Source organism: Martinezella tropici (assembly GCF_003287875.1).
GTDB lineage: Bacteria > Pseudomonadota > Alphaproteobacteria > Rhizobiales > Rhizobiaceae > Rhizobium > Rhizobium tropici_C.
In genome coordinates, this window is record NZ_QMKK01000042.1 from 168,640 (window position 1) to 193,493 (window position 24,854).

General features: G+C 58.5%; 23 protein-coding genes. 11 read left to right on the top strand and 12 right to left on the bottom strand.

Features of this window, described 5'->3' with window-relative positions:
* The first annotated feature begins 40 nt into the window (after positions 1–40).
* Both DQ393_RS17160 and DQ393_RS17165 read left to right on the top strand, forming a co-directional pair.
* Positions 41–1,507, top strand: a complete 1,467-nt coding sequence (locus DQ393_RS17160; RefSeq protein WP_112342952.1) for an FGGY family carbohydrate kinase — start codon at positions 41–43, stop codon at positions 1,505–1,507.
* A 21-nt stretch (positions 1,508–1,528) separates the two neighbouring features.
* Positions 1,529–2,482 (top strand): sugar-binding transcriptional regulator, encoded by a 954-nt coding sequence (locus tag DQ393_RS17165; protein ID WP_112342953.1) that lies wholly within the window; start codon positions 1,529–1,531, stop codon positions 2,480–2,482.
* Between the two features lie 228 nt (positions 2,483–2,710).
* On the opposite strand, the gene DQ393_RS17170 is transcribed toward DQ393_RS17165, so the two are convergent.
* From DQ393_RS17170 to DQ393_RS17190, 5 genes are all read right to left on the bottom strand, one after another.
* Positions 2,711–3,817 carry an ABC transporter ATP-binding protein gene (locus DQ393_RS17170; protein WP_112342954.1) on the bottom strand — a complete coding sequence of 369 codons (1,107 nt, stop codon included), beginning with the start codon at positions 3,815–3,817 and terminating at the stop codon, positions 2,711–2,713.
* Positions 3,818–3,826: 9 nt separating this feature from the next.
* Positions 3,827–5,770, bottom strand: coding sequence for a glycoside hydrolase family 127 protein (locus DQ393_RS17175; protein WP_112342955.1), 1,944 nt, complete (start codon positions 5,768–5,770; stop codon positions 3,827–3,829).
* Positions 5,771–5,798: 28 nt separating this feature from the next.
* A complete protein-coding gene (locus DQ393_RS17180; protein WP_112342956.1) occupies positions 5,799–6,668 on the bottom strand; it encodes a carbohydrate ABC transporter permease in 870 nt (289 codons plus the stop codon).
* Complete coding sequence (locus DQ393_RS17185) at positions 6,668–7,552, bottom strand: carbohydrate ABC transporter permease (protein WP_112343069.1); 885 nt, start codon at positions 7,550–7,552, stop codon at positions 6,668–6,670. The genes DQ393_RS17180 and DQ393_RS17185 overlap by 1 nt, the downstream gene beginning before the upstream one ends.
* A 123-nt stretch (positions 7,553–7,675) precedes the next feature.
* Positions 7,676–8,923, bottom strand: a complete 1,248-nt coding sequence (locus DQ393_RS17190; protein ID WP_112342957.1) for an ABC transporter substrate-binding protein — start codon at positions 8,921–8,923, stop codon at positions 7,676–7,678.
* A gap of 196 nt (positions 8,924–9,119) precedes the next feature.
* Here DQ393_RS17190 and DQ393_RS17195 point away from each other — a divergent pair, with 196 nt between their 5' ends.
* Positions 9,120–10,115 carry a LacI family DNA-binding transcriptional regulator gene (locus DQ393_RS17195; RefSeq protein ID WP_112342958.1) on the top strand — a complete coding sequence of 332 codons (996 nt, stop codon included), beginning with the start codon at positions 9,120–9,122 and terminating at the stop codon, positions 10,113–10,115.
* Between the two features lie 1,292 nt (positions 10,116–11,407).
* Here the strand turns inward: DQ393_RS17195 and DQ393_RS17210 are convergent.
* Positions 11,408–12,331 carry an AraC family transcriptional regulator gene (locus DQ393_RS17210; RefSeq protein WP_181592382.1) on the bottom strand — a complete coding sequence of 308 codons (924 nt, stop codon included), beginning with the start codon at positions 12,329–12,331 and terminating at the stop codon, positions 11,408–11,410.
* Positions 12,332–12,493: 162 nt separating this feature from the next.
* Between DQ393_RS17210 and DQ393_RS17215 the strand changes: the two genes are divergently transcribed.
* From DQ393_RS17215 to DQ393_RS17235, 5 genes are all read left to right on the top strand, one after another.
* Positions 12,494–13,807: an MFS transporter gene (locus DQ393_RS17215; protein ID WP_112342961.1), complete on the top strand. Its 1,314-nt coding sequence runs from the start codon at positions 12,494–12,496 to the stop codon at positions 13,805–13,807.
* 64 nt (positions 13,808–13,871) lie between these two features.
* On the top strand, positions 13,872–14,717 hold the full coding sequence (locus DQ393_RS17220; protein WP_112342962.1) for an SDR family oxidoreductase: 846 nt from the start codon (positions 13,872–13,874) through the stop codon (positions 14,715–14,717).
* A gap of 284 nt (positions 14,718–15,001) precedes the next feature.
* Positions 15,002–15,985 carry an oxidoreductase gene (locus tag DQ393_RS17225; RefSeq protein WP_112342963.1) on the top strand — a complete coding sequence of 328 codons (984 nt, stop codon included), beginning with the start codon at positions 15,002–15,004 and terminating at the stop codon, positions 15,983–15,985.
* Positions 15,986–15,988: 3 nt separating this feature from the next.
* A complete protein-coding gene (locus DQ393_RS17230) occupies positions 15,989–16,627 on the top strand; it encodes a DedA family protein (protein WP_112342964.1) in 639 nt (212 codons plus the stop codon).
* Entirely contained in the window at positions 16,624–17,247 is a 624-nt protein-coding gene (locus DQ393_RS17235) for a class I SAM-dependent methyltransferase (RefSeq protein WP_112342965.1), read from the top strand. Before DQ393_RS17230 ends, DQ393_RS17235 begins: the two co-directional genes overlap by 4 nt.
* Before the next feature lie 53 nt (positions 17,248–17,300).
* On the opposite strand, the gene DQ393_RS17240 is transcribed toward DQ393_RS17235, so the two are convergent.
* The gene (locus DQ393_RS17240; RefSeq protein ID WP_112342966.1) at positions 17,301–17,669 is read right to left on the bottom strand and encodes a DUF1330 domain-containing protein; all 369 of its coding nucleotides are present in this window, start codon (positions 17,667–17,669) and stop codon (positions 17,301–17,303) included.
* Between the two features lie 120 nt (positions 17,670–17,789).
* Between DQ393_RS17240 and DQ393_RS17245 the strand changes: the two genes are divergently transcribed.
* Complete coding sequence (locus DQ393_RS17245) at positions 17,790–18,728, top strand: AraC family transcriptional regulator (RefSeq protein ID WP_112342967.1); 939 nt, start codon at positions 17,790–17,792, stop codon at positions 18,726–18,728.
* A gap of 49 nt (positions 18,729–18,777) precedes the next feature.
* Here the strand turns inward: DQ393_RS17245 and DQ393_RS17250 are convergent, their stop codons facing one another.
* On the bottom strand, positions 18,778–19,470 hold the full coding sequence (locus DQ393_RS17250; protein ID WP_112342968.1) for a TetR/AcrR family transcriptional regulator: 693 nt from the start codon (positions 19,468–19,470) through the stop codon (positions 18,778–18,780).
* Positions 19,471–19,537: 67 nt separating this feature from the next.
* Here DQ393_RS17250 and DQ393_RS17255 point away from each other — a divergent pair, with 67 nt between their 5' ends.
* Positions 19,538–20,278, top strand: coding sequence for an SDR family NAD(P)-dependent oxidoreductase (locus DQ393_RS17255; RefSeq protein WP_181592383.1), 741 nt, complete (start codon positions 19,538–19,540; stop codon positions 20,276–20,278).
* A 181-nt stretch (positions 20,279–20,459) separates the two neighbouring features.
* Here the strand turns inward: DQ393_RS17255 and DQ393_RS17260 are convergent, their stop codons facing one another.
* Genes DQ393_RS17260 through DQ393_RS17270 form a run of 3 tightly spaced genes read right to left on the bottom strand, consistent with a single transcriptional unit; the run spans position 20,460 to position 23,183 of the window.
* Positions 20,460–21,044 carry an intradiol ring-cleavage dioxygenase gene (locus tag DQ393_RS17260; RefSeq protein ID WP_112342970.1) on the bottom strand — a complete coding sequence of 195 codons (585 nt, stop codon included), beginning with the start codon at positions 21,042–21,044 and terminating at the stop codon, positions 20,460–20,462.
* A 41-nt stretch (positions 21,045–21,085) separates the two neighbouring features.
* Positions 21,086–22,168 carry an aldo/keto reductase gene (locus DQ393_RS17265; RefSeq protein WP_112342971.1) on the bottom strand — a complete coding sequence of 361 codons (1,083 nt, stop codon included), beginning with the start codon at positions 22,166–22,168 and terminating at the stop codon, positions 21,086–21,088.
* A gap of 22 nt (positions 22,169–22,190) precedes the next feature.
* On the bottom strand, positions 22,191–23,183 hold the full coding sequence (locus DQ393_RS17270; RefSeq protein ID WP_112342972.1) for an MBL fold metallo-hydrolase: 993 nt from the start codon (positions 23,181–23,183) through the stop codon (positions 22,191–22,193).
* Positions 23,184–23,352: 169 nt separating this feature from the next.
* On the opposite strand from DQ393_RS17270, the gene DQ393_RS17275 reads away from it, so the two are divergent.
* Positions 23,353–24,258, top strand: a complete 906-nt coding sequence (locus DQ393_RS17275; protein ID WP_112342973.1) for a LysR family transcriptional regulator — start codon at positions 23,353–23,355, stop codon at positions 24,256–24,258.
* 50 nt (positions 24,259–24,308) lie between these two features.
* Here DQ393_RS17275 and DQ393_RS17280 read toward each other — a convergent pair whose 3' ends face one another.
* Complete coding sequence (locus tag DQ393_RS17280) at positions 24,309–24,854, bottom strand: lipocalin-like domain-containing protein (protein WP_348628022.1); 546 nt, start codon at positions 24,852–24,854, stop codon at positions 24,309–24,311.

The window sequence follows — 24,854 nt, forward strand, 5'->3', positions numbered from 1 at the left end:
CGCTCAGACTTTTCGGCACCATGCTCCGGTGGAGGATATGATGCGGGCCATTCTGGCAATCGACCAGGGAACCACCAATTCGAAGGCGGTACTGGTCTCCGAGAACGGAGACATCATTGCCAGAGGCTCGGCTCCGGTAGGCATCTCCTATCCGCAGCCCGGCTGGGTCGAGCAGGATCCCGATCGGATTTACGCATCCGTCTGTGAAGCGATCGCACTATGCCTGCAAGTCGCGCCTGGCGCGACAATCGAAGCGATAGCGATCTCCAACCAGCGAGAATCCGTCACCATTTGGGATGCCGAAACGGGCAAGGCGCTCGGACCGGTCTTGAGCTGGCAATGCCGGCGCACGGCGCCGGACTGCGAGCGTCTCATCGCCGATGGACATTTCAAGCGCGTCGAGGCGCTGACCGGCCTCCCCCTTGATCCTATGTTTCCCGGCCCGAAATTCCGATGGCTTCTCGATCGGGTGGCGCATAGGAAAAAGGTCCGCATCGGCACGATTGACAGCTGGCTTATTCATTGTCTTACCGGTGGCCGCAAGCATGTCTGCGACGCCTCGAACGCCGCGCGAAGCCAGTTGTTCGACCTTGAGGCCCAAGCCTGGAGCGAAGAACTGGGCGCGATTTTCGGGGTCGATATCCGGCTCCTTCCGGACGTGCTCGACAGCTCCTCGGACTTCGGAACCACACGTGACCTTCCCGGCCTTCCGGACGGCACGCCGATCAGATCGGCCGTCGGGGACAGTCATGCGGCTTTGTTTGGCCACGGAGCCTTCAAGCCAGGCGATGGCAAGGCGACCTTCGGAACGGGGTCTTCGGTCATGACCACCCTTCCGCGCTTCATTGCGCCGCGCAACGGCATCACCACGACCGTCGCCTGGCGCATCGCCGGACAACCGACCTTCGCATTCGAAGGCAATATCCTCGTATGCGCTGCGAGCCTGCCATGGATGGCCGGCATCCTGGGTCTTCCGGACGTTGGCTCCCTTGTAGACCTAGCGGCAACCGCCGAGCCCGATGGCCCGGGCTTCGTGCCCGCTTTCGTAGGTTTGGGCGCACCTTACTGGAATTCCGACGCCCGCGCCCTTTTCTCGCAGATCAACTTCAGCACAACTCGCGCGCAGATGGCGCGCTCGGTTACCGACTCGGTCGCTTTCCAGGTTCATGACGTGATTGCGGCGATGCGGGCACAGAGCGGTGGTGATCTCGGCACGCTTTATGTCGACGGCGGCCCTAGCCAGAACCGCTTTCTCATGCAGTGCGTGTCAAACCTGGTGAAGCACGCTGTCATCCAGTGCGAGGCACCGGAAGCATCGGCGCTCGGAGCGGCTTATCTTGCAGGCCTTTCGATCGGCCTGTGGCCGGATCTCGATGCCATCGCGGCGCTTCCGAGAAACAATACGATCATCGAGCCGGAGAGCATCGACGGTCCAGCCCTTCTGAACAGGTGGAATGATGCGCTGGCCCGCTCGACGTTGCGCACAACTCCGGTTAAAGGTGAATAAAAATTCACCCCGGGATCAACGATGGCTCGCCTTAACGAACTCCGCCTCATCTCAAGAGTTGCCCAGATGTACCACATAGAGGGCAAGCGGCAGGCGGACATCGCGCAGCACCTTCGCCTGTCGCAGGCAACCGTGTCGCGAATGCTGAAGCGGGCCGAGGCGGAGGACATCGTGCGCACGAGCGTGATCCCGCCCGTGGGCACCTATAGCGAACTCGAAGGAGCCTTGCGCGCGAAGTACGGTCTTCCGGAAGCCATCGTCGTCGAATGCACCGAGGACCGCGACGGCGCCATCATGGCGCGGATCGGCGAAGCTGCTGCTCATCTTCTGGAAGTGACACTTGCACCCGGCGAGATCATCGGCGTCTCCAGCTGGAGCCAAACCATTTTCAAGATGGTGGAAAACATCCATCCCCAGAAGAGCGCCCAGGCCAAATATGTCGTCCAGACGCTTGGCGGGATGGGCGACCCGTCGGTCCAGACGCATGCCACCCAGCTGACCACTCGCCTTGCACGGCTGACCGGCGCCGAGCCGAAGCTTCTTCCGGTACAAGGTGTTACGACCTCACGCGAGGCCAAGCTTTTGATGCAAGCAGATCCGTTCGTACGGGAGACCATGGATCTTTTCGGCAGCATCACCCTCGCCATCGTCGGTATCGGCGCCGTCGAGCCATCGGAACTGCTGGCAAGATCCGGCAATATCTTCTCGTCGCGAGAGCTCGCCGATCTTGCCGAGGCAGGGGCAGTCGGCGATATATCGCTGCGGTTCTTCAACAAGGACGGCAAACCTGTCAAAACGCCGCTCGACGAGCGCGTGATCGGCTTCCCGCTAGAAGATCTCGAACGGGTCGATCGGGTCATCGCGCTTGCCGGCGGAGCGAAGAAGACCGCAGCAATCGCCGGCGCCCTAAGGATCGGAGTTATCGATACGCTGATAACGGACAAATTCAGCGCCGAGCGCCTGATCGAACTCTAGGCAACGACCGACAGATTGGGCTATCTCATTCTACTGATCCCATGCTGGGAGGCCCCCGCGTGCCGATCCCGAGGAGAAGCGAGGGCCTGCGAGCGACGTCAAACTACCGAGAAGCCGAAAGCTCAAAAGCGCTTGACTTCAACACGCCGAATAGAGAAGAGCCACAATTCTCGCGTTGCAAAAATTGTCACGACGCATGCCGCATCGACGACGCGTTCGACCACCTGGTCATACCTTTGCAACCAACAAAGCCGCTCCTGTTTCCACATCGAACAAATGCATCTGGTTCATGTTGAACGACAGCGGCATCGTCGTCTGTGGTTTAGGTTTGCTCTCCGGGTCGATGCAGGCGCATAGATTGGCATCGCCGATGGAAAAATAAACCATAGTTTCCGGACCAAGGGGTTCGACCAGATTAATCCTAGCCTCAACGTCTGCCAAACCTGGGCGCTGCTGACGATCGCAGATTGATTCCGGCCTTATGCCGAACACAACCGACTTCCCGGCATGGCGGGCGCACTCGTTGACGCGCGCGTCTGGAACGGCCAGCGAAGTACCATCTTCCAGAACGACCACAAGTCCGCGGCCCCTCGACGCCAATAGCGCCGGAAGGAAGTTCATCGCTGGCGAACCGATAAAACCAGCAACAAATTGGCTAACCGGACGATGATAGAGTTCCTGCGGAGGTCCCGCCTGCTCGATCAGGCCGCCATTCATCACGACGACACGATCAGCCATCGTCATTGCTTCCACCTGATCATGGGTGACATAGACCGTCGTCGTCGGCAGCAACTGATGCAAGCGTTTGATTTCCGTGCGCATCTGAACGCGCAATTTCGCATCGAGGTTGGAGAGCGGTTCGTCGAAGAGAAAGACCTTGGGATTGCGCACGATGGCGCGACCCATCGCGACGCGCTGGCGCTGTCCACCTGAAAGCTGGCCTGGCCGGCGGTCGAGGAGTTCGTGAATATGCAACGTCTCGGCCGCACGCTGGATGCGGGTGTCGATCTCGCCCTTGGCGAGCTTCTGCTGCTCAAGGCAAAAGGAGATGTTTTCCCTGACGGTCATATGCGGATAGAGCGCATAGTTCTGGAACACCATGGCGATATCGCGCTTGCCGGGACCAAGACGGTTCACGACCTGATCGCCGATGACGATATCGCCGGAGGTGATATGCTCCAGGCCTGCGATCATGCGCAGTGTCGTCGACTTGCCGCAGCCGGACGGACCGACGAAGACAACGAATTCATTGTCTTCGATTTCCAGGTTGATACCACGAACGGCTTCATAGATGCCGTATGATTTGACGAGGTTTTTCAGCTCCAGTCGTGCCATGATGCGCTCCTATATTTCCTGCAGCCAGATCGCCATCGCGCCGGCCTCGCGATTGGCCCAGAGATGATACGGGATTGCCCGGAAAGGCCTCGCCTTCAGCGCTGGTGGCAAGATCCGGTAAAGAGAATTGGCCCAATCCGCGGTATCGGCCTCGAGCGCCGTTCCCTCGAGGACGGCAGCACCACCGAGCAGTGCCGCGTCGTACCGGACACTGAGCTCCGCGGACGCTTGAAGACGAAGTCGTTGAGGCTCGCTTCCAATATCAGTCTCTTCAACGCAGTAGACGACTGGCCCGCGTCTAAGGGCGACACGACCGCCGTTCTCAGAGACCGCGGGATGGGCGTACAGGCGGTCGACCGGCATTGACAGGGCGATACGCACTTCATCACCATTGCGCCATTCCCGATCAAGTGCCGCATAGCCTTTGAAAGTGCAGGCGTCCAAGGCGATCACTTCGCTGTTGACTGACACCGAAGCCTCCCGGCACCAGGAAGGAATTCTCAAGCGCATGATGAAACTGGTCGGTTGGTCGATCGAAACCTGGAGCCTGATGTCGCCGTCCCATGGATAATTCGTATCCTGGCGCAGTCGCAGCAAGCGCTCGCCAAATGAAAGCTCCGCTACGTTCGCACCATAGAGATGAACGGCAAGCTCACCCGGCTTCGTGGAATAGAAATATTGTCCGAGCGAGGTGATGAAGCGGGCGATATTCGTTGGGCAGCACGGGCAATAATGCCATTTCCAGCGGCGGTGCTGCCCATGACTTTCAAGCACATTCTCATAGAAATAGTGCTCGCCGTCCCGCGCGATGCCCGAAAGAGCGCCATTGAAAAGAACCGTTTCAAGCTTGTCGGTGAACTTGCCGTCGAGATCGGTCTGGGCCATGCGATGGCTCCAGAAGCCAAGGGCGACCGCAGCGCAGGTCTCGGCATAGGCCGTTTCATTCGGCAAGTCGAATTCTCTGGTGAATCCCTCGTTCGAGGCAGACGGGCCGAGACCGCCGGTGACATAGAGCTGCCTTCCGGTCAAATTGTCGAAGAGCTTGTCGCAGGCGTCCTTCAGGCTCCGATCGTTATTCTCGTAGGCAAGGTCCGACATTGCCGAAAACAGATACATGGCGCGGACGGCGTGGCCGACGACCTGTTCCTGCTGACGCACGGGCATATGCGCCTGGCTATAGGCGTAGGTCTGGTAGACGTAGTCTTCCGGACGCTCACCGCGCTTGATCGCCTCCTCATCATAATAGGACGGCATCTGTCCTCTTTCATCAACGAAATAGCTGGCAAGCTTCAGATGTCGTGGGTCCTTAGTGACGCGATAGAGCTTGACGAGCGCAAGCTCGATCTCCTCATGTGCATCATAGCCACGCAGCTTGCCGGGCTCGCGTCCAAACGTATCGATAATATGATCGACAGCGCGGATCATCACGTCGAGGAAGCGGCGCTTGCCGGTTGCTTCGAAGTATGCGACGGCGCCTTCCAGAAGGTGACCCATTGAATACATCTCATGCAGGTCGCGCAGGTTCGTCCAACGCTTGTCCGGCTCCCGGCGGATGAACCAACTGTTCAGATAGCCGTCCGCCATCTGGCCCTGTTCGAGCTTTTCTACGATGGCGTCGATCTTGGTTTCCAGGTCAGGATTGGGATGCGCCCTCAAGGTATAGCTTGCGGCCTCGATCCATTTTCCAAAATCGGAATCGAAGAAGTGCTGCATAGACAGCCCGCTCGGCTGGATTGGCCTGGCGAGAGGGCCGGCTGGTTTGTCGAAGTCGAGGACTTCAAGGAAGCCCTCCTCTTTGAGCCGCTTGTGTTGGGTCGGAATGGTGACGTCGCGCACCGTTTCCGTCCAACCCTTCCAGAAGCCGCCATCGAAGGTGACGCGGGAATGGTCGACGGGCACAAAGCGCTCTGTTTCCGGCGCCGGATTGGATTGCTTGAGGGAGGACGAAGACATGGGAACTCCTTGGGCGGCAAGGCCGCCGTCATTTCACGGCGCCGGCGGTAAGGCCGCGCACGTAGTAGCGTTGCAAGAGTAGGAAGAGAACGATGCAGGGGACCATCGTGACGGCGATGCCGGCCTGAAGCGCGCCCCAGTCGATGATGCCGTAGATGCCGGAGGAGACGTTGACCAGCATGATCGGCAACGTGAACTTGTTCTGATCGGAGAGAAAGATCAGTGCTGCCAGGAATTCGTTCCACGAGTTCAGGAAAGCAAACATAGCAACGGTCGCAATACCGGGAAGTGCGATCGGCAGCATGATGCGCCGCAAAATGGTCCCTTGCGATGCTCCATCGATGCGCGCTGCTTCGATTAGTGCCTTGGGCACCGCATCGAAGGCATTCCGCATCATGAAGACTGAGAAGGGCAGCTGGAACGTAACGTAGATCAGCACCAGCCCGAAGAGGCTGTTCTGGAGGCGAGCCACTTTCAGAATGAGGAAAAGCGGCGTCAGAATCGATTGAAACGGGATCATCATCGTCGCCATGATCAGCGCGAAGAGCACCCCCTGCCCCGGAAAGCGAAATTTCGAGAAGCCGTAGCCCGCCGGAACGGAGACCGTGACCGTCAGCAGCACCGTGCCGGCGGCGATCAGGACCGAATTGCTGGCATACACGTACCAACCAGCGCCGACATGTTCGAGGCGGCGATAGTTCTCCAGCGAAAAGGCTTTCGAGAACAGCACAGTCGGATTGGCAAGGGCCTCGGCTGCCGGCTTGAACGAATTGGCAAAAGACCAGACGATCGGCATCACGAAGAAGAGCGCGAAGGCGACCGATAGCAGGATGAAGGCGGCGTAGCTCAGCCGCTCGACGGTAGGCTTGGGCTGCGGCGTGTAATTTAGACGGTCCATCAGCCCTCCTCCGGACGCTGTCGCAGAAAGACGAACTGAACCGTACTGATTGCGACGAGAACGATCAGCAGCGAAAGCGAGATCGCCGAACCATAGCCGAGGCGATAGGACGAGAAGGACGCAAGATAGATCGAAAAAACCGCGGAGATCGTGCTGTTGGACGGTCCGCCCTGTGTGATGATGAAGAACTGGTCGAAGGCAAGCATCGACGAGGTGACATTGAGCACGAGAGCGAGCACCACGGAGTTGCGCATCAATGGCAGGGTGATACGGCGAAAGCGGCTCAAGACGCTGGCCCCATCGATTTTCGCCGCCTCGATCACGTCTGTGGAGATGCTTTGCAGGCCGGTCAGCAAGATGATCATCGTAAAACCGGACGTCTTCCAGACCACCATCAGGATGATGACGGCAAGTGCCGGCCAGAAACTTTCGAGCGGTCGCGGCGCACTATCGACCAGACCGACGGCGCGTAGAACCTGAGCAAAGACGCCATTATCGGGATTGAGGAGCCACATCCACAAAGTCGATGCCGCGCCAAAGCCGATAACGACCGGCATGAAGTAGATCGTGCGGAAGAAACCGGCAATGCGAAGAGGGCGATCAACCAGGAGCGCCAACGGAAAGGCGACCAAAAAAATCGCTATAGTGACCAACAGCGTATAAAGCAACGTAAAGCCGAGGGAATGCCATAGCTGGGCATCACCCAGAAGCTCGGCATAATTGGCAAGCCCGATGAATTTCGCCCGACCAAGAAGTGGCCAGTTATAGAAACTCATCCATACCGTCATGATCAGCGGCACGAGGAAGAGTAAAACGATGAACAGGAAACCCGGCAGGATGAAGGCAAGGCCAAGCCAGCCTTTCGGCTCTGGCTCACCATGCATGACGGCAGGCTTCCTGCCGCGACGCAGCGACAGGCTCACGGCACCGCTCCTTTTTCTTGATCCGTCGAAAGGGTGTGGAGGCAAAGCGTCACGGGACGCCTTGCCGTTGGTCAACCAGGAGAGTTAGTTCGGATTGGTTCGCTCGAGGATGCGGGAAAAGTCCGCCTGGGCCTTGGCGATCGTGCCGTCGACATCCTCGCCAAAAATGGTTCCCTGGATCAGATTGAGGAACGGGCCGGTGCGGCTAACGAAAAGCTCATCGGACGAGAAAGTGTAGGGCGTGCGTGCCTTGGTCAGCACGTCATAGGCGACGAGGTTGCGCTTGTCGAACTTGGCATAGGCCTCGTTCGCAAGGTCGGTTCTGGAAGGCATGCCCGATTCCTGGGTGATGTAGACTTGCTGCTCGGGCTGCATGTAAAAGTTGACGAAGTCGAGGGCGACTTTCTTCTTGTCACCGCTGATGCCTTTCATCAGCGCCAGTGCGTCGCCGCCAGCAAAGCTTGACGCGCCGCCCTTCGGTCCGGGAATAGGCGCGACGTTGAACTTGACGTCCGGATACTTGCTCGTCAGCAGATTGACGATGTAGGAGCCGGTCATGAGAATGCCGACCTTGCCGGATGCGAAGGCTTCCACCGCATTGTTGCCGTTGCCCGACCTCGACGTCGGGTGGATTGCACCAGCCTTTGCCATGTCGCGATAGGCAGCAATGGTGTCGCGCAGGGCGGGAGTATCGACCGTAGCCGTGCGACCGTCTTCGCTGAGGATGTCGGCTCCTGCCGCCCAAAGATGGGGCAGGAAGTCATAAATGAGCCAGCTGCCGGAATTTGCGACGAAGTAAAAACCGTAGGTGTCGTTGCCAAGCGCGGTAATCTTCTTTGCATCCGCGGCGATTTCTTCAAGCGAAGCAGGCGCCTTCTTCGCGTCAAGACCAGCCTTGGTGAATAGATCTGTGTTATAGGCGATGATCGAGGCGTCCGGCAGGGCCGGCACGCCATAGATCTTGCCGCCATAGGTCGCAAGGCGTACGTGCGAAGGGCTAAGGGCGGACGCATAGGGCAGGCTCTTGACGAAATCGGTGATATCCTCAAGGCTGTCCGCGGCAGCAAAGGTCGGAAGGTAGATCAAATCGAGCACGGCGCCATCCGGCGCCGCACTGCCAGCGATCGCGGCTCCAAGTTTCGGCACCATCTGTTCGGCGGTAATCTGCGTGACGTTCACCTTGTCGACATGGGTCGCATTATACTTGTCGGCCAATCCCTGAAGCACCGCACCCGAAGAGGTGCGCACCCACAGGGTGATGTCGGTCGCATTGGCTAGCGTCGCACTTGCCATCAATGCGATCGCAGAAATCGTCAACTTTAACTTGAACATGGAAGTTCCCCTTTTCCTTGTCGCCAACAGCCTGCAGATGGCGTGATCGAAACGTTAGTGGACATCCTTTTCGATGTCGACAGTCTGTATACAGGTTTTTGGAAGGAATCTGATAAAACCTTTTAACGTCACGATTATTTCTGCTAAAAGGTTTTATCTGCAGTTTTCAAAAGAACCGATTCGAGCCGAGAGAAAAATGCACCGACAGACTATTCGGGATGTTGCCAGGGCAGCGGGTGTCAGCATTTCGACCGCTTCAAATGCATTGAACGGCACCGGACGAACGAATGCGGAAACGGTAGAACGCGTTAAACGTGTGGCCGAGGAGATCGGGTTCAGGCCGAACGCGCTTGCGCGTGGGCTCTTGACCAAGCGCAGTCACGCCATTGGCATGCTGACGAACGATACCTATGGCAGGCTGACACTTCCGATGGCCGCAGGCGTTTCGGAAGTGCTTGTCGATCACGGTCTGTCCGTCTTTCTCTGCGCGACAAACAACGACCCGCGCCTTGCTCGATTGCATCTCGAAACGCTCCTGGACAGGCAGGTGGACGGCATCATCTTCACGGCAACCCGCCTTGACCTGAAACCGCCGCCAGAGCTTGCAAAGCTCTCGATACCCGTCGTCTATGCTTTTGCCGAGGGTCCAGAAAACAGTATCAGCTTCTTTCCCGACGATGCCCAAGGTGCTCGCCTTGCGGTCGAGCATCTACAGGCTTTGGGCCATTCGCGGATCGCGCACATAACCGGACCAGAGGATTACCTTGCGGTGCGCGTCCGCGCGAAGGCCTATCGCGACTGTGTCGGCCCTGGCGCCGTAGTCCTTTATGGAGACTGGTCAGAAGAATGGGGCCACGAAGCCATCGAGCAGATATTGTCGCGCGGCGGTGATTGGCCCGACGCCGTATTTTGCGGGAACGATGAAATTGCCCGTGGCGTAATCGACGCATTGCGTGACAAGAATCTCACCGTCCCGGGAGACATCGCGGTCGTCGGCTTCGATAACTGGGAAGTCATTTCTCGGCAAACCAGACCGCCACTGACCACGATCGATATGGAATTGAAGGAGATCGGGCACAGTGCCGGTCTCACCATCCTAAGTCTCACAAGAGGCGAAACCGTTCCCGCAGGAATTACGCGCCTGCCATGCCGACTGGTTGTGCGCCAATCCAGCGGTGGCCAAACTGACTAAACTTGTGATCGGTCAAGCCAGCACCAGACCGTCAGTCTCAATCAGGTCGAGTCTGGCTGCCGAAACTGGCGCTCTTGATGGGATCAGAACCGTCGACGCGCTGAGGTGAGAGAGCTAAGCGCTGTATTATGAGGAACTATCGTCAGCCTTAACCGCGTTCGCGTAGAAGCCGCTGGCCAGGAAGCGGAACCACTCGATAGCGGCTCCACGAGTTATTTTTAGCCCGGATATACCGACCTCAGACCGTTTCAAGAAAGGTGCTGCCTATGACGGATCCGGTCCAGACGGTGGGAAGTTCTTCGGACAATGACCTCACCATTTCATTTCATGGCACTGCAAGACGCCCTTAATGGTATCCGTGTGAAGTCGATGGCGGCTAATCTGGCATGGCATATAACCATCGAAGACGTGTTCATCAAGGCTCTCCGTGGAGCGGTGTCCCAGCGCTGTTCCTTTGAGATCGATCAATACTTGTTCACTTCTCTCGCCAGAAGGAGAGGATGCAAGTGCTGGCAGTGAATAATCAAGCCGCCAGGGAATTGATCATCAAGCCAATTCCAACAAACAGGGCGAAGAGCAATATGTCAGCGAGCAATCGCCGGAGAATGCTATAAGGAGTATAACGCAAGCGTCGGATGTAATCTTCGCGGTGGCCTTTCATGCAATTCACCTCACAACATCGCATCTGATTTTTTGCATGAGGCGACCTATCATGAGCTTGTCGCAGGATTTTCCTCGCGGCAACGCGATATGTATCTAATTGTAACGAGATCTCGCATTGCCGATGAATAGGGTTGAAGGGTCCCTCATAGGCCTTTGGGACCTGGAGATCGCTTTGTCGATAGCCACCAGCGTCAAGTCCTTTTTCCTCCGTGGTGATATGTCAGCGGCTTTCCGAGCCACGATGCGTATACTTCTTAAATCCAATCCGACAGTTGCCGATATCGGCTTTTCAAAGAAGGTATACCTATTCAGCCGCAGTCAGACCCAATGTCACCACAGTCTCTGCGATTTTCGGGAAGTCTCCGGCAACGACTTGCGTCCGCCCATGCGTCGCCTTTCTTAGCGCGTTAATGCGAGCACTCGCGTCGTACCTGCATGGACAGGTTTTACCAACGCCACAACCGAATCTTGGCCCCCGAATAATGGCCTCTGATTTGAATTTGTGCTCCCGGCTAACTGGGTCGAGAGCAATAGGTGTCGATTCCGCTGTCTTCAGATACAGCCGATTGGGCGGTTCAGGCTCACCTCGGCCTGCTTGTATCTTCGTTGCAGACTGTTTCCTGAGGCGACTATGCGGATCGTATGGTGCGGCTGGCATATTCATTGTGGAGGCGCTGTTGATTCAAAGCATCCTGTTTGGGCGCAACGCCAAAGGTCCTTGAATATTCTCGGCTGAACTGCGATGCGCTCTCGTAGCCTACCTTATATGCCGCCTCGGAAACATTGGCAGCCCGCGTGACCATGAGGCGGCGCGCCTCCAGCAGGCGGAGTTGCTTCTGGAATTGGAGCGGAGTCATCGAGGTCAATGCCTTGAAGTGCTGGTGGAATGATGACAGACTCATCCGCGCAACATCAGCTAAATGATCGACACGTAAAGTTTCCGCGAAATTGGTGTGCAATAGCGAAATGGCCCTCACCACGCGTTCGATGTTCGATTCGGGGCAAGCAAGTTTGCAAATCTCACCGCCATGCGGGCCGGTTAACAGCCAATAGCAAATCTCACGCACGATCGAAGGCGCCAGAATCGGTATCGCCTTTGGAGTCGCCAGCAGTCGAACTAAGCGGAGAATACAATCGGCTAGTGGTTGGTCCACTTTGGCGACAAAAGCGCAAGGACCGGTCGTGTCCGACTGCGCTGGTGGTGTGTCCAACTGTTCAAGGACTTCTCGCACAGTTGCCACATCGAAGTCGATCAAAACGCCAACATAAGGCGTTGCGGCACTTGCCTCCACGATCCTTCCGGTTGCCGGGACGCCAACACTGACGACCAGGCATTCCATGCTGCGGTAATTGAGATGTTCATCGCCAAACTGCAGTTCCTTTGCCCCTTCCAGCACGACGCAGAGCGACGGCCGATAGATGTTCCGCATGGGCATCATCGACTGAAACGAACGGACTATATTGAAGCCTTCAATGGCCGTCGGGAACAGGCCTTGTCCTCCACCCTGGTCTTCGATGTAAGCCGTTACGGCAGAGAGCAATGGAGAATTCAAGCGGTGCTCCGGTTGTTTCAGGGGCCACGGCAATACGTGGCTCCTGGCCGGCATCATCGCCTCTCCTGCAGGAATAGGCAAGTTTCTTGAAGGTTCGGGCATTCTGGTCATTGGACACTCCATCTAGCTTAAGGGTGCAACCAAGCGAGGAGTGACCTCAAGATGACAGAAATTGTCGCCCGGTCAATAGACCCTTTAGGGACACGAGCGCCGCCCGCTGCCTCCAGTCGGGAATACGTCAGAGGCCTGCGAATGGCCGCTATATGCATCGTGCTTCTGCTAATCAACGCATTCTCGCAGATCGATCGGATACTTCCGTTCATCCTGGCGGAGAAAATCAAAGCAGACCTGCGGCTGACCGACACTGAGATGGGCCTGATCACCGGCCTCGCCTTCGCGGTTTGCTACGCGCTTCTCTCTTTGCCGCTTGCCCGCGCAGCAGATCGGGGATCACCCCGGCTCGTATTGGTGTCCTGCATCCTGATCTGGAGTGTCATGACGACCCTTGGCGGTTTTGCCGCCAGTTTCATGTTCCTGGCCCTCACACGTTTCGGCGTCGCATTCGGGGAGGCTGGCGCCGTCCCCGCAGGTCATGCTCTCATTGTCCGCAAAATCCGACCTGAGCGCCGCGGCCTCGCTATTGGTCTGTTCGCAATGGGCATCCCATTAGGCACGATGGTGGGATTTGCCGCAGGCGGCGCGATTGCAGACGTCTTCGGCTGGCGCGTGGTTTTAATGGGTGCCGGAGCCATCGGCATCTTGATCGGGTTGCTAACAATTCTTGTCGCCGGTCCCACGCCACCGCTTCACGGCAAAGCCGCTCGCAATGAACCCTTCCTGCGAACCAGCCTTGACCTGTTGTCGTCTCCGGCGTTCCGCTGGTTGTTCACTGGCGCCATTTTCCTGGGCTTCGCAGGTGCCCCTTTCTACGCCTTTTCCATACCGTTTCTGATCCGCACCTACGGTTTCACCGCGACAGAGGTCGGCGTTTCGTTCGGCATGTTGCAAGGGTTGATGGGGATCATCGGGACATTGGGCGGGGGACGCTGGTTTGATCATGCTGTCCGCTCAGGCACCGGCAAGGTGCTCGGTCCGCCGGCGATTTTATTCTTGATCGCCAGCGCAACGACGACTGCGGCGCTGTTTGCACCGACCGGCTGGATGTCCATTGCACTCTTCGTGCCTGGAATGCTCTCGTTTTCATTCATGCTTCCGTGGGGCTTCGGCGCCGCGCATCTGATCGCCGGTCCTGGGCGTCAGGCACAGGCGACCAGTCTCGTCATGATCGGCTCCGGTCTTGCCGGTCCGGCGCTTGGCCCGTTGATCGTCGGCATCGTCAGCGATGCGGCCACAGCAGCCGACATTCCCAATGGCCTCGCGCTCGGTTTGCTCATCGTACCCCTGGCGAGCGTCATGGCGGGGATTGTCTACCTGATCGCAGACCAGCGGATCGCGAATTTCCTTCGCCAGCGCTGAGCGCGAAGCGCGGCTGCGGACAACGGCTGCGGCACCTCGAAACTTTCTCAAAGGAGATACCACGATGTCTAATACCGATAATTCTCGCCGCTCGTTTCTGGCTCTGGCCGCCGCTGTTCCTTCAGCTCTCGCCATGGCGAGCGTTGCGTCGGCGCAGACGTCCGACGCTGGCACGCGACTCGGCGACAAGGGTGGCGCGGTGGTCACCGGCTCTTCGCGCGGCATTGGCGCCGCGACGGCCCGACGCTTGGCGCGAGATGGGTATGCTGTGACGGTGAACTATCTGACGAACCGGGATCTTGCCGAAGCGGTCGTGCGCGACATCGAGGCGGCTGGCGGTCGCGCCATCGTCCGCCAGGGGGACGTTGCGGATCCAGCTGCAGTCAAAGCTCTTTTCGATGCCAATGACGAAGCCTTCGGCGGCGTCGACATCGTCGTCAACAATGCCGGCATCATGAACGTTGGTCCTTTCGCTCAGATGACCGACGAGGCCTTTGACCGGATGATGGCCACCAACGTCAAAGGAAGTTTCAACGTGTTGCGCGAGGCTTCACGACGGGTCCGCGATGGCGGACGGATCATTAGCCTGAGCTCAAGTATCATCAAAATGAGCCCTCCCGCCACGGCGGCCTACGCTGCAACCAAGGCGGCGCAGGAGATCTATTCAAACGTTCTTGCCAAGGAACTGGGCGGCCGCAACATTTCGGTCAATGCGATATCGCCGGGTGCCGTCGACACTCAACTCCTGCGCCAGCATGGGGAAGAGGCACTTCGCGGCATACCGGAGGCTACCCCGCTTCGTCGCCTGGGTCAGCCGGAAGATATCGCCAATGTTATCGGCCTTCTCTGCTCGCAGGACGGGGCTTGGATCGATGGTCAAAACATCTTCGCGAATGGCGGCATCGCCTGATGGGCAACCGCTGCGGCGTGTATTGGCGCTGACGTCGTCGATCCGGACGCTGTCAGCGAGATAACTCCCGAACATCCGGCCTGGATGAGGTGAAGGGGCCGGGCGCCGCCTCGGCAGGTCGGTCGATACCATCGAATAGGCTCGGATCCGGAACCACCCCATTCTGGAGCCGCGAAAGGTCGCTTCACCCCACGGCGATCTCCCGTCCGTCCGCCGAAGGCATGCTCCAACAACACGTCTTCGGCGGACGGCTTTTGCCCCATTAGAAACAGAAGGAATGGACGATGCCACAACCCTGGACACTAAACGATATGCCATCTCAGAAGAGCCGGACGATCTTGATCACCGGAACGGGCGGTCTGGCCTTCGAAGATGCAGTTGCGATGGCTGAAGCCGGTGGCGACGTGATCATCGCGGGGCGCAATCCAACGAAAGGCGCCGAAGCCGTTCGGCGCATCAAGGAAAGGGCGCCGCAGTCATCGGTCACTCTTGAAATCGTCGACCTCGCCAGCCTCGCATCGATCGAGGCGCTGGCGAAAAGACTGAAAGAAACGCGCGACCATATTGATGTTCTCATCAACAATGCCGGCGTGATGACGCCGCCGACGCGTCAGACGACCAAAGACGGCTTCGAACTGCAGTTCGGCACCAACTACCTCGGCCACTTTGCCCTGACGGGCCAGCTCCTGCCGCTGCTCATGCGGGCACAGTACCCGCGGGTCGTCACGCTTTCCAGCATTGCTGTTCGAAGCGCAAGCGCCGCAATCAATTTCGACGACCTGCAAGCGGAGCGTGGCTATAAGCCGATGCCTGTCTACACTCAGTCGAAGCTGGCATGTCTAATGTTTGCGTTCGAACTGCAACGGCGGAGCGAAGAAGCGGGCTGGCGGGTTACCAGTATCGCTGCCCACCCAGGCGTATCGCGCACCGATCTGCTTCACAATGCCCCTGGGCGCCATAGTGCCCAAGGCCTCCTCAGGACGTTCTTGTGGTTTTTGTTTCAGCCTGTTGCACAAGGCGCGTTGCCGACTCTGTTTGCGGCTACGTCTTCCGATGCCCGCGGCGGCGGCTATTACGGGCCTGACAGGCTAAGCGAGACCCGTGGTCACCCAACGGAAGCACAGATTCCGCGACAGGCGATGGAAAAGCATGTGGCGCATAGGCTGTGGGAGATTTCAGAGAAGCTCACGGGCATCTCGTTCAGTGCGCAGGTTCCTCTTCCCGAGCGCTCCAGTCTGGACGAGACAACGATCAGACGGGAGGGGTGAGAGATGGACCCGCTCGGAAATCTTGTCGGCTGGATTGCGTTATATGGCATGTTTGGTCTCTTCGCGATCGGGCTTGCGGAGCGTTTCTTGCCTGCCCTGCCCTCCTATGGGGTCCTCGTCGCCATAGGTATTGCGGCCGACGATGAGGTCTGGTCGCTCCACACTGCCGTCATCGGGACGACGGTTGGAAGCTTGATCGGAGCTCTCGGCCTCTATCTTCTCGTGCGTGCAGTCGGAAAAAAGCGGACTTCGGCGCTTCTCTACTCTGTCGGTGGATGGGTGGGACTATCACGACCCCGTATCGACTGGACACTATCCTCCCTGCGCGAGCGTGAACGGGCGCTGACGATCCTGTCGCAGCTCATTCCTACCGTGCGATTGATCTCGCCGGTGGCGGCTGGGCTTTTAGGCACAAGTACGCTGCGGTTTGTCGCTGGCGCATCGATCGGCATCGTCCTGTGGAACGGCTTGTTTATTGCCGGCGGTTACCTGGCTGTACTGGCCATCCCCGGCATTAATTCGTCCGCACTCGCCCTGAAAATACTGATCCTGCTTGTTACTGCGGAACTGCTCGTCGCCTCGGTGTGGCGGCTTCAGCGGCGATATCGAGCGCGCCCGGCTTTTGGAGCAAGCAAGCGATGATGAACCGAACTGCAGATGCATTTTTGTTTTTTCGGGCGTGGCTTTCTGCTCCCCTTCGCGTTGCCTCCGTCACTCCGTCAGGGCGCGCATTGTCTTCCCTTATGACCGCAGAGATATCGGCGCAGACGGGCACAGTCATCGAGTTGGGTCCTGGAACCGGGGTCTTTACGGAAGCCTTGCTGCAACGGGGTGTTGCCGAAGAAAATCTCGTGCTGGTCGAATATGGTGCGGAATTCGCGAACCAGCTCAGCAACCGCTTTCCAGCCGCAAGAACTGTTCAGATGGATGCTGCTCGGTTGCGCAAGTTGCCAATTCACGCGAAGGCGCCTGTGGGTGCTGTTGTCAGCGGCCTTCCTCTTCTATCGATGCCGTCGCGCAAGGTGCTCGCGATCGTGGAAGGGGCATTTTCGCTCCTACGCCATAATGGAGCATTCTACCAATTCACCTACGGACCGCGATGTCCGATTGCCAGACCCTTGCTCGACCGTCTAGGCCTGAAGGCGACGTATGTCGGCTGGACCTTTGCCAATATCCCGCCCGCAGCCGTCTATCGCATCACGCGACGAAGACTGCGGCAGGGCGTGCAATCGGAAGCGTCTAGATCTGTTACCTTATGGTAGAAGGACTCAGCTGCACGATCCTGAGCCTTTCGGATGCGAGAGCGCCAGTTGCGTCAGAGTTTCATCACGCTAATCGGCTGCAGCACCGCTTCTTCCAGAGCCGACATCCGGATTGGATCGGCAACGGCGTAGGCCGGGTCGGCGATCATATCGACGAAAGTTGACCGGTTTGGATAGCGCACCAGCGCCACCGCATCCCAGGATTGGCCGGGTTCGGCGCAGAGTGCGGTCGCCCCATCGCCGGCAAAAAGGATTTCGGCGCCGTAGCGGGCAACGATGGGACCGGCCATGGCAAGGTAGTCGAGATAACGCTGCCTTCCGCCGTCAGCTTTGAACCGAAGCAGGTTCAGCATGACGATGGGCTGGCCGTCGTCTTCGGCAAGAAAACGGTCAATATCGGCGGCAGTGACTTTGATCAACATTATTCTCCGGTGAAACGGCCCCGAGGTATAGGGGTCTCGTGAAATCCTCCGGCAAACTATGCTATCGCTTCTGCACGCTCCATAATGCAGACTCCAGAAGACTTTATCTAAAGCCCAAAAATGGATCCTTTTCTTGATCTAATTCGACTGCTGCAACCGCGCGCTGCTCTTTTGGGTAGAGGCATGGACGCCGCCGGTGACTGGGGCCTGAGCTTTCCGGCGCTGGGAGATCTTTTGTTTTTCTGGATAGAAGGCGGCAATTGTCAGTTGATACGACCCGGTTGCGATCCGTTGCTGCTGGAAAAGGGCGACTTCGTGCTGCTGCGCACAACGCTTTCCTTTACACTGACCTCAAGTCAGGAAGTAGAGCCATTGGACAGCGTCGCCGCGGTGGCCGCTAAACAGGGGGGCCGCTTGAAGCTGGGCTCCGGTCCGGAAAGGCAGATTTCGCTCCACATGGGCAAATTTCTGTTCTCAGCAGCCAACGAGGATCTCCTGGCAGGGCTTCTTCCGCCCATGGTTCAGATACCCTCGCATTCGCCCAAACTCCACCGGCTTCACAACCTGCTCACGCTAATAGAATCCGAAGCCCGCGACCCTGGGCCGGCAAGCGAATTCATCATCATCCGTCTCGTCGAACTGACGCTGGTCGAGATTCTCAGGATGCCGGCCTCGGATTTTCCGGAACAAAGTCTGGGAGCCGCCGGTCCGGGCCTGCTCGCCGGCCTTCGCGACCCCGTTACGTCCAAAGCCATTCGGGCCATGCACGAAAATGTTGGGCAAGATTGGACGGTCGGAGCTCTGGCAAAGCTTTGCGGTGTTTCCCGCTCTGCTTTGGCTACCCGTTTCCAATCGCTCGTCGGGATCGGACCAATCTCGTATCTTTTGCGGTGGCGCATGGCGCTTGCGAAGGAGGCCCTCAAGTCTGGGACGGCAAGGGTGGAGGAGATCGCCTTTTCAATTGGCTACAAGTCGGCAAGTGCGTTCAGCACTGCCTTCACCCGCGCCGTCGGCTGCTCGCCAAGCCGTTTCGCAGAAAGCTCGTTCCGCTCTTCATAAGAAGAGCAGAGTTGAACCATCCAAAATTCTTATCGGTTCGGGTCGACGCTCAGGCCCTGCGCTCCGCGTGCTGATCGACGTTACCGGCCATATTCTCCCAGCCGGACAGCGCCATTTCCGCCGCGGCATGCAGTTCGACCCGTTCCGCTCCATCGCGAGCGCGGATCGCCATGCCGCTTTGGACGATCTGCACGAACCTTGCCAGCCTCGTCGTATCTGCCGAGGGGACAAGATCACCGTCGCTCTTTGCTCTGTCAAAGCGCGCCTTGAGGATGTCGAAACCACCTGCGCGGGTCGCTCGCATGAGTTCGCTCAGGTCGGAGTGTCCTTTACTACCCACGGTGGCGAGTGTCGCCATGCACCCGCGAGGCAGATCGCAATCTCCACCGGTCATCGCGACCGCGGAATCCTCGAGGAATGCGAGAGCCGCCTCTTTCGCAGTGGACGCCTTTCTGAACCGCGTCCATACGAGCCCCTCGTAGGTCGTGTAATAGTACTTAAGCGCTTCGGCATAGAGCTCATCCTTCGAACCGAAGGCAGCATAGAGGCTCTTCGTGCCGATCCCCATCTCATCCGTCAGATCAGCGATGGAAGTTGCCTCGTAGCCTTTGGTCCAAAAAAGTCTTGTCGCTTTGGCGAGTGCTGTAACGCGGTCGAATTCTCGCGGTCGACCGCGCGAGCGGAGGGGCCGTTCTGAAGCTTTAGGTGACGATGGAGAATTATTGTGCATCGACCACTGCATAATTCAGTTGACGGCGGTTTGCAATGGCCATACGTATTTCTACATCGATCACTGCATAAAAGGAAAGATCATGGAATTGCTTGGAAAACGCGCCTTGGTGAACGGCGGCTCTCGCGGAATAGGCGCTGCGATTGCAATTGCTCTTGCTGAGAAGGGCGCGGATGTCGCCTTCACCTATCAGCGTTCGGCGGACAGGGCTGCGTCAGTGGTCAAGACCATCGAGGAAAAAGGCCGCAGTGGGCTTGCCATTCAAGCCGACAGTGCCGACCCGGACGCCATCCGCCGCGCCGTCGGCCAGACCGTCGACACACTTGGAGGGCTTGATATCCTCGTCAACAGCGCGGGTATCGGAACCGCCGGCATGACCGCGGATCTGGCACTCGTCGACCTGCAGGCCATGCTTGATGTGAACGTTCGCGCGCCGGTCCTTTTTGCGCAGGCAGCAATCCCGCATCTTTCATCCGGTGGCCGGATCATCTCTCTCGGCTCCTCTCTTGCAGAGCGCGTTCCTTTCCCGGGTGTGACGGCTTACGCGATGTCGAAGTCGGCACTTCTGTCGTTCACTCGGGGCCTTTCGCGCGAACTCGGACCTCAAGGCATCACCGTCAATCTCGTTCTACCGGGTTCAACTGACACGGAAATGAATCCCGCCAATGGTGAGAATGCTGACTATCAGAGGAGCCTCACCTCGCTTGGGCGCTTCGGCGAGCCCCGTGAAGTCGCCAGCGCGGTGGCGTTCCTGGCGGGTCCCGCTGCAAGTCTGATTACCGGCGCGGTTCTCAGTGTAGACGCGGGCTTCAACGCCTGATTTGAACCCTTGCTGTGTTTGGACGTCGGGCATCACGACGTCCGGCAAGCAATTTCAAACAACCAATAATGCGTGAGGACGGCTTGTCTCTGTCAACGAGGCTCCGTAAAAGAGCTCAATGGCCGAATTTGGAAAAAGTAGGCTGGCGACTAAACACTCCCCTCCCTAGCGGCTTTCCTCGTTAGATCACGAAATCGAACCGTCCAAACTTTCCATCGCCGGTTTGCTTGATGTCGAGGAGCAGTGCCTCATCAAACAATCTGTCTCCGGCATTCCTCGCCTCGCCGGGAAAATAGAGCTGCGTGGTCAGGAGGCGCCCACCGGGACGCTGGACCTTGAAATGGAAGTGACGCGTTCGTCTGGGATATAGCGCGGGCACGATGGTGTTGAACCACCAGCGTCCCTGCGTGTCGGCGAATTGGTATCCGCGCAAGCGGAAGCCCACGCTGTCATAGTCGCCGTTTTCGTCCGCGTGCCAGATTTCGACAAGGCTGCCGCCAAGCGGCCGGCAACGATTGTCAAACACGAAACCGGCGACGGTTATTCGCTCGCCTCCGGGTGCATCCGAATAGAGATCCCGATTGAGCGGTGAGTTCAGCCTGAAGAAGGGACCGGCTTCCCGTTCGAGGGTCAGTTCGTCTTCATCGTCACATGCGGGGGTGAGCGGCAGTTCGGGAGCGACGTGCGCAAACGCCCTCATTCTCGCCGCCTCGATGAGAGGCAGCGTCAGAAAGGCCATCAGAAGCGAGCGTCTGGTGGAGGGCAAGTCCGGTCTCCCGGTGTGATGGCGGGTTAATCGACGCGCCGTTACTGCAGGCGCTGCGCGGCGTTGGCCTGTGCCTCTCGGATCAGGCCGGAATACATGTTCTCCTTGCCGGGATACCACGGCATCGTACCGATGGAGCCGAAGCCGGGAAGGGTCTCCATATGTGCGACCATGCGGGCGCGCATGCGCTCGTCAGGTAGCGGCCCCGTCATCGCCTGGACATTGTCGCTCATGTGGTCGGGGTTGGACGTACCGCAAAGTACGCTCGTGACGGCCGGATGCGCCATGACCCATTTCAGAAAGAACTGCGCCCAGCTCGTCGCACCGAATTCGGCTGCGAAACCGGGAAGCGGCTGCCCCTCGATTACCTTCATCAGCCGCGCCTTTTCGAGCGGCAGATTGATCAGGACGCCGACGCCCTTGTCGGCGGCGGCCGGCAGCAAGCGCCTCTCTGCGTCGCGGTTGAAGATCGAGTAGTTGGTCTGGATGAAACCGACATCGTCGCGTTGGATGATGGCCAGCAACTGGTCCTGCGCCGCCGACTCGTGGTGGGTCACGCCGACGTGGCCTATGAGCCCTTCCTTCTTCCAGGCTTTCATCAGCGGAATGATGACCGGCGCATTGGTGATGCTGTGGCATTGCATGAGATTGATTGTGTCACGCCATGTCCGCATGCGCGACTGCCGAAAGCTTTCGATCGCGTGGCTTTCGTCTCCAAGATATTCTCCCGTCGACCAGACCTTGTTGGCGAGGAACAACTCGTCGGATCCTTCAAACTCGCCCATGAACTGGCCGACGCTGACTTCGGCCGAGCCGTAGAGAGGTGATGTGTCGACCACGCGGCCGCCTGCGGCGACGTAACGTTTGAAGACTTGGCGGAGAGCGTCCCGGCGATCCCCGGGCTTGAGGTCGAAGGTCAGGAAGGTTCCGAGACCCAGGGCAGTGACCCGTTCGCCGGTGCGTGGCAATGTGCGAGTCAGGACATCCTGATTTGCTCCAGAAGCTGACAACGCCGCATTCGTTCCCGAGGTCTGCGCGGTAGCGTGGGTGGCGAGAGCCAACCCTGTTGCCGCCGCACCCATCGTGCCGAGAAAGCCGCGTCTGTTGATATTCAACTGTTCCATAGGTGTTTCCTGTTTCTGAGCGTCAGAACTGCCAGTTGGCGGGAACCCAGGCGTAGCCGCCATCGGTCTTCAGCATCCGGCCGAGGCCGGGGAACGGATAGTGGAAGCCAAGAACGGGCATGCGCTCGGCGGCCGCCCTGTCGAAAATGCGCCGGCGCGAGGAAAAGGCCGTTTCCTTGTCCCGGTCCGGGCCCGGAAGCCAGGGCCTGTCGACGTTGACAACAGGGTGATAGGCAAGGTCTGCTGTCAGCAGCAACTGGTCGCTCCCGGAATGGACGAGAAAGGTGGCCATGCCCGGCGTGTGACCGGATGCGGCGATCGTCGTCAGACCCGGCACGATCTCGGCGCCGGCTTCATAAAGCTCGACATCGTTCGCAAACGGCCCAAGGCTGTTCTTGATGTTTGCCGCAAAGCGCAAACGGAATTCCTCCGGCACAGGCATGTAGGAGAGATCCGGATCGGTGCGGACGAAGAAGTCCCAGTCGGCCTTCGGAACAAACACCGTGGCGCGGGGAAAGGCCTTGCCGCCGTCTGCGGTTCTCAGATTGCCGACGTGGTCGGGATGGGTATGCGAGACGACAATCGCATCGATGTCTGCAGGACCGAGGCCGATCGCCGCGAGGTTATCGAAGATACGGCCGCCATTCGGGCCCATGGTCTTGCCGGCTCCGGCCTCGATCAGAATCCGTCGACCGCCGGTTTCGATTAGCAGGGTGTTGAGATTGAGGGTCATGTGGTCGGTCGGCAGAAATGCTTGACGCAGGACCTCCTGAAGCTCGGCTTCCGGCGCGTTGCTGGCATAGACGCGAGGCGGGCCACCAATCACACCATCGCTCAAGACAGTCGCGCTGATGTCTCCGACGCGGAAGCGGTAGTGACCGGCATTGCCCGTCACCGGGGACGCGGCCTGGGCGTTGGCGCTGCTGGAGCCACCCAGGCTTGGGATGAACATGGTCGATGCGCCGGCGACAGCGGACAGCATGATGGCACGTCTGTTGAGGGTAAAGGCACTCATCAGGTTTTCCTCCGTGTGGGCGCTCAATTGCTTCATCGCTTCGCACGGGTCGAATTGACCGTGAAAGCAAACATCAAGCACCGCGTTGAGCTCGGCATCAACCATGACATGGGGCAATTGATCTGATAATCTGCTTTAAGTTTATCGGCTTGATTAGAAAAACTTTGCAATGGATCCTATTCGCCTGGACAGCTTCGATGTGTTCGTGGCCATCGTGCGCTGTGGTGGTTTCCGCGCAGCCGCACATGAGCGAGGCGTGTCGTCGTCGGCCTTGAGCCAAACGATGAATGGGCTGGAAGAGGCTCTGGGTATCCGGCTCCTCAACCGAACGACGAGGAGCGTATTCCCAACGGAGGCAGGACAGCGCCTTCTGGAACGTCTGGCGCCTGCACTGAGCGACATCCGGCTCGCCATCGCCGAGGTGGACGAATTACGGGATAGTCCGTCTGGAACGCTTAGGATCAACGCGCCGGCGCCGGCTGTCGATCATTTTCTTTGCCCACTGGTGTTCGACTTCATGGACGTTTATCCCGAGGTGAAGATCGAGATCATCAGCGATGCGGCCGTCATCGATATCGTAGAACAGGGTTTCGATGCCGGCGTCAGGTTCGGCAAGCAGCTGGCCCAGGACATGATCGCGCTGCCACTCGGGCCCGCGCTTCGTTATGCAATCGTCGCCTCGCCCGGCTACATCAAGAGGTGCGGAGAGCCGCAGACACCACACGAGCTTGTTGATCACGACTGTATAAGACGTCGTTTCCCAGGTGGCACCCTCGTTACCTGGCGATTTTCCGAGGGGGGCGAAGAGATCGAAGTCACTCCAACCGGCCGCTTGACGGTCAGCTCCGCACACAATGAACTGCAAGCTGCGCTGGCGGGCAGAGGAATAGCCCATGTCTTCGACGACTATGCGAAGCCGCATATCCAAACCGGCCGGCTGGTGGAGCTTCTCTCCGACTGGAGCCCGACCTTGCCGCATTGGTTTCTATACTACCCCAGCCGCCGACTTCCGAGCGCCGCCATGCGTGCGTTTCTCGATTTCATGAGAAGCTACGACTGGGAGGCGAAGGACTGAATGGCGCACGCTCGAAGGTCGAGGCCTCAGGGGAACCGCCCTTCAGTGCCTCATTTGACCCGCTGCCATTCGATCCTGATTTCGATGCCTTCCGGCCTGCGGAATTGTTCAGTCATGCGGTCGCCATCGACGACGAGCGTGAGATCATCACGTGTTCGCACGCTGCCAATCCAGTTCGGGAATGTCGATCCCTCGACGCGGTTTCCGCTGAATTCTCCCTTCTCATCGATGGTGTAGGTGCCGAAGAACCCGATGCTGCGTGACATGGCCATGCGATTTTCATCGTCCGTCCCCCCACCGCGGACATTGGAAGCAAACCGCGGGACATCGGCGTCGGTCAGAACTTCCACGAAGTGCATATCGGGCGTGAAGACGAGAAGCCCGTTGGGCTTTTCTCCATAAGCAGCGATATTTCTGCCGCCGGGGTCGATCGTCGCCGACATCATACGCCAGGTTCCGACGACTTGGTTCTCCGCTGCTGTCTGCGCGGATGCAGAAGATGACACAGTCAACACAAGCGCCAATATAGCTGATTGAACGGACATGCTGTTTCCTTTCCTGTGCGTGAGATCTGTGTGTCCCAGCCGTTGCTGCAC

Coding starts and splice junctions, on each gene's coding strand:
- DQ393_RS17230 (WP_112342964.1), top strand. CDS start 15,989: ATGGACCCGCTCGGAAATCTTGTCGGCTGGATTGCGTTATATGGCATG.
- DQ393_RS17190 (WP_112342957.1), bottom strand. CDS start 8,923: ATGTTCAAGTTAAAGTTGACGATTTCTGCGATCGCATTGATGGCAAGT.
- DQ393_RS17235 (WP_112342965.1), top strand. CDS start 16,624: ATGATGAACCGAACTGCAGATGCATTTTTGTTTTTTCGGGCGTGGCTT.
- DQ393_RS17215 (WP_112342961.1), top strand. CDS start 12,494: ATGACAGAAATTGTCGCCCGGTCAATAGACCCTTTAGGGACACGAGCG.
- DQ393_RS17185 (WP_112343069.1), bottom strand. CDS start 7,552: ATGCATGGTGAGCCAGAGCCGAAAGGCTGGCTTGGCCTTGCCTTCATC.
- DQ393_RS17225 (WP_112342963.1), top strand. CDS start 15,002: ATGCCACAACCCTGGACACTAAACGATATGCCATCTCAGAAGAGCCGG.
- DQ393_RS17240 (WP_112342966.1), bottom strand. CDS start 17,669: ATGTTGATCAAAGTCACTGCCGCCGATATTGACCGTTTTCTTGCCGAA.
- DQ393_RS17195 (WP_112342958.1), top strand. CDS start 9,120: ATGCACCGACAGACTATTCGGGATGTTGCCAGGGCAGCGGGTGTCAGC.
- DQ393_RS17250 (WP_112342968.1), bottom strand. CDS start 19,470: ATGCAGTGGTCGATGCACAATAATTCTCCATCGTCACCTAAAGCTTCA.
- DQ393_RS17170 (WP_112342954.1), bottom strand. CDS start 3,817: ATGGCACGACTGGAGCTGAAAAACCTCGTCAAATCATACGGCATCTAT.
- DQ393_RS17275 (WP_112342973.1), top strand. CDS start 23,353: ATGGATCCTATTCGCCTGGACAGCTTCGATGTGTTCGTGGCCATCGTG.
- DQ393_RS17180 (WP_112342956.1), bottom strand. CDS start 6,668: ATGGACCGTCTAAATTACACGCCGCAGCCCAAGCCTACCGTCGAGCGG.
- DQ393_RS17265 (WP_112342971.1), bottom strand. CDS start 22,168: ATGGAACAGTTGAATATCAACAGACGCGGCTTTCTCGGCACGATGGGT.
- DQ393_RS17175 (WP_112342955.1), bottom strand. CDS start 5,770: ATGTCTTCGTCCTCCCTCAAGCAATCCAATCCGGCGCCGGAAACAGAG.
- DQ393_RS17270 (WP_112342972.1), bottom strand. CDS start 23,183: ATGAGTGCCTTTACCCTCAACAGACGTGCCATCATGCTGTCCGCTGTC.
- DQ393_RS17220 (WP_112342962.1), top strand. CDS start 13,872: ATGTCTAATACCGATAATTCTCGCCGCTCGTTTCTGGCTCTGGCCGCC.
- DQ393_RS17165 (WP_112342953.1), top strand. CDS start 1,529: ATGGCTCGCCTTAACGAACTCCGCCTCATCTCAAGAGTTGCCCAGATG.
- DQ393_RS17160 (WP_112342952.1), top strand. CDS start 41: ATGCGGGCCATTCTGGCAATCGACCAGGGAACCACCAATTCGAAGGCG.
- DQ393_RS17245 (WP_112342967.1), top strand. CDS start 17,790: ATGGATCCTTTTCTTGATCTAATTCGACTGCTGCAACCGCGCGCTGCT.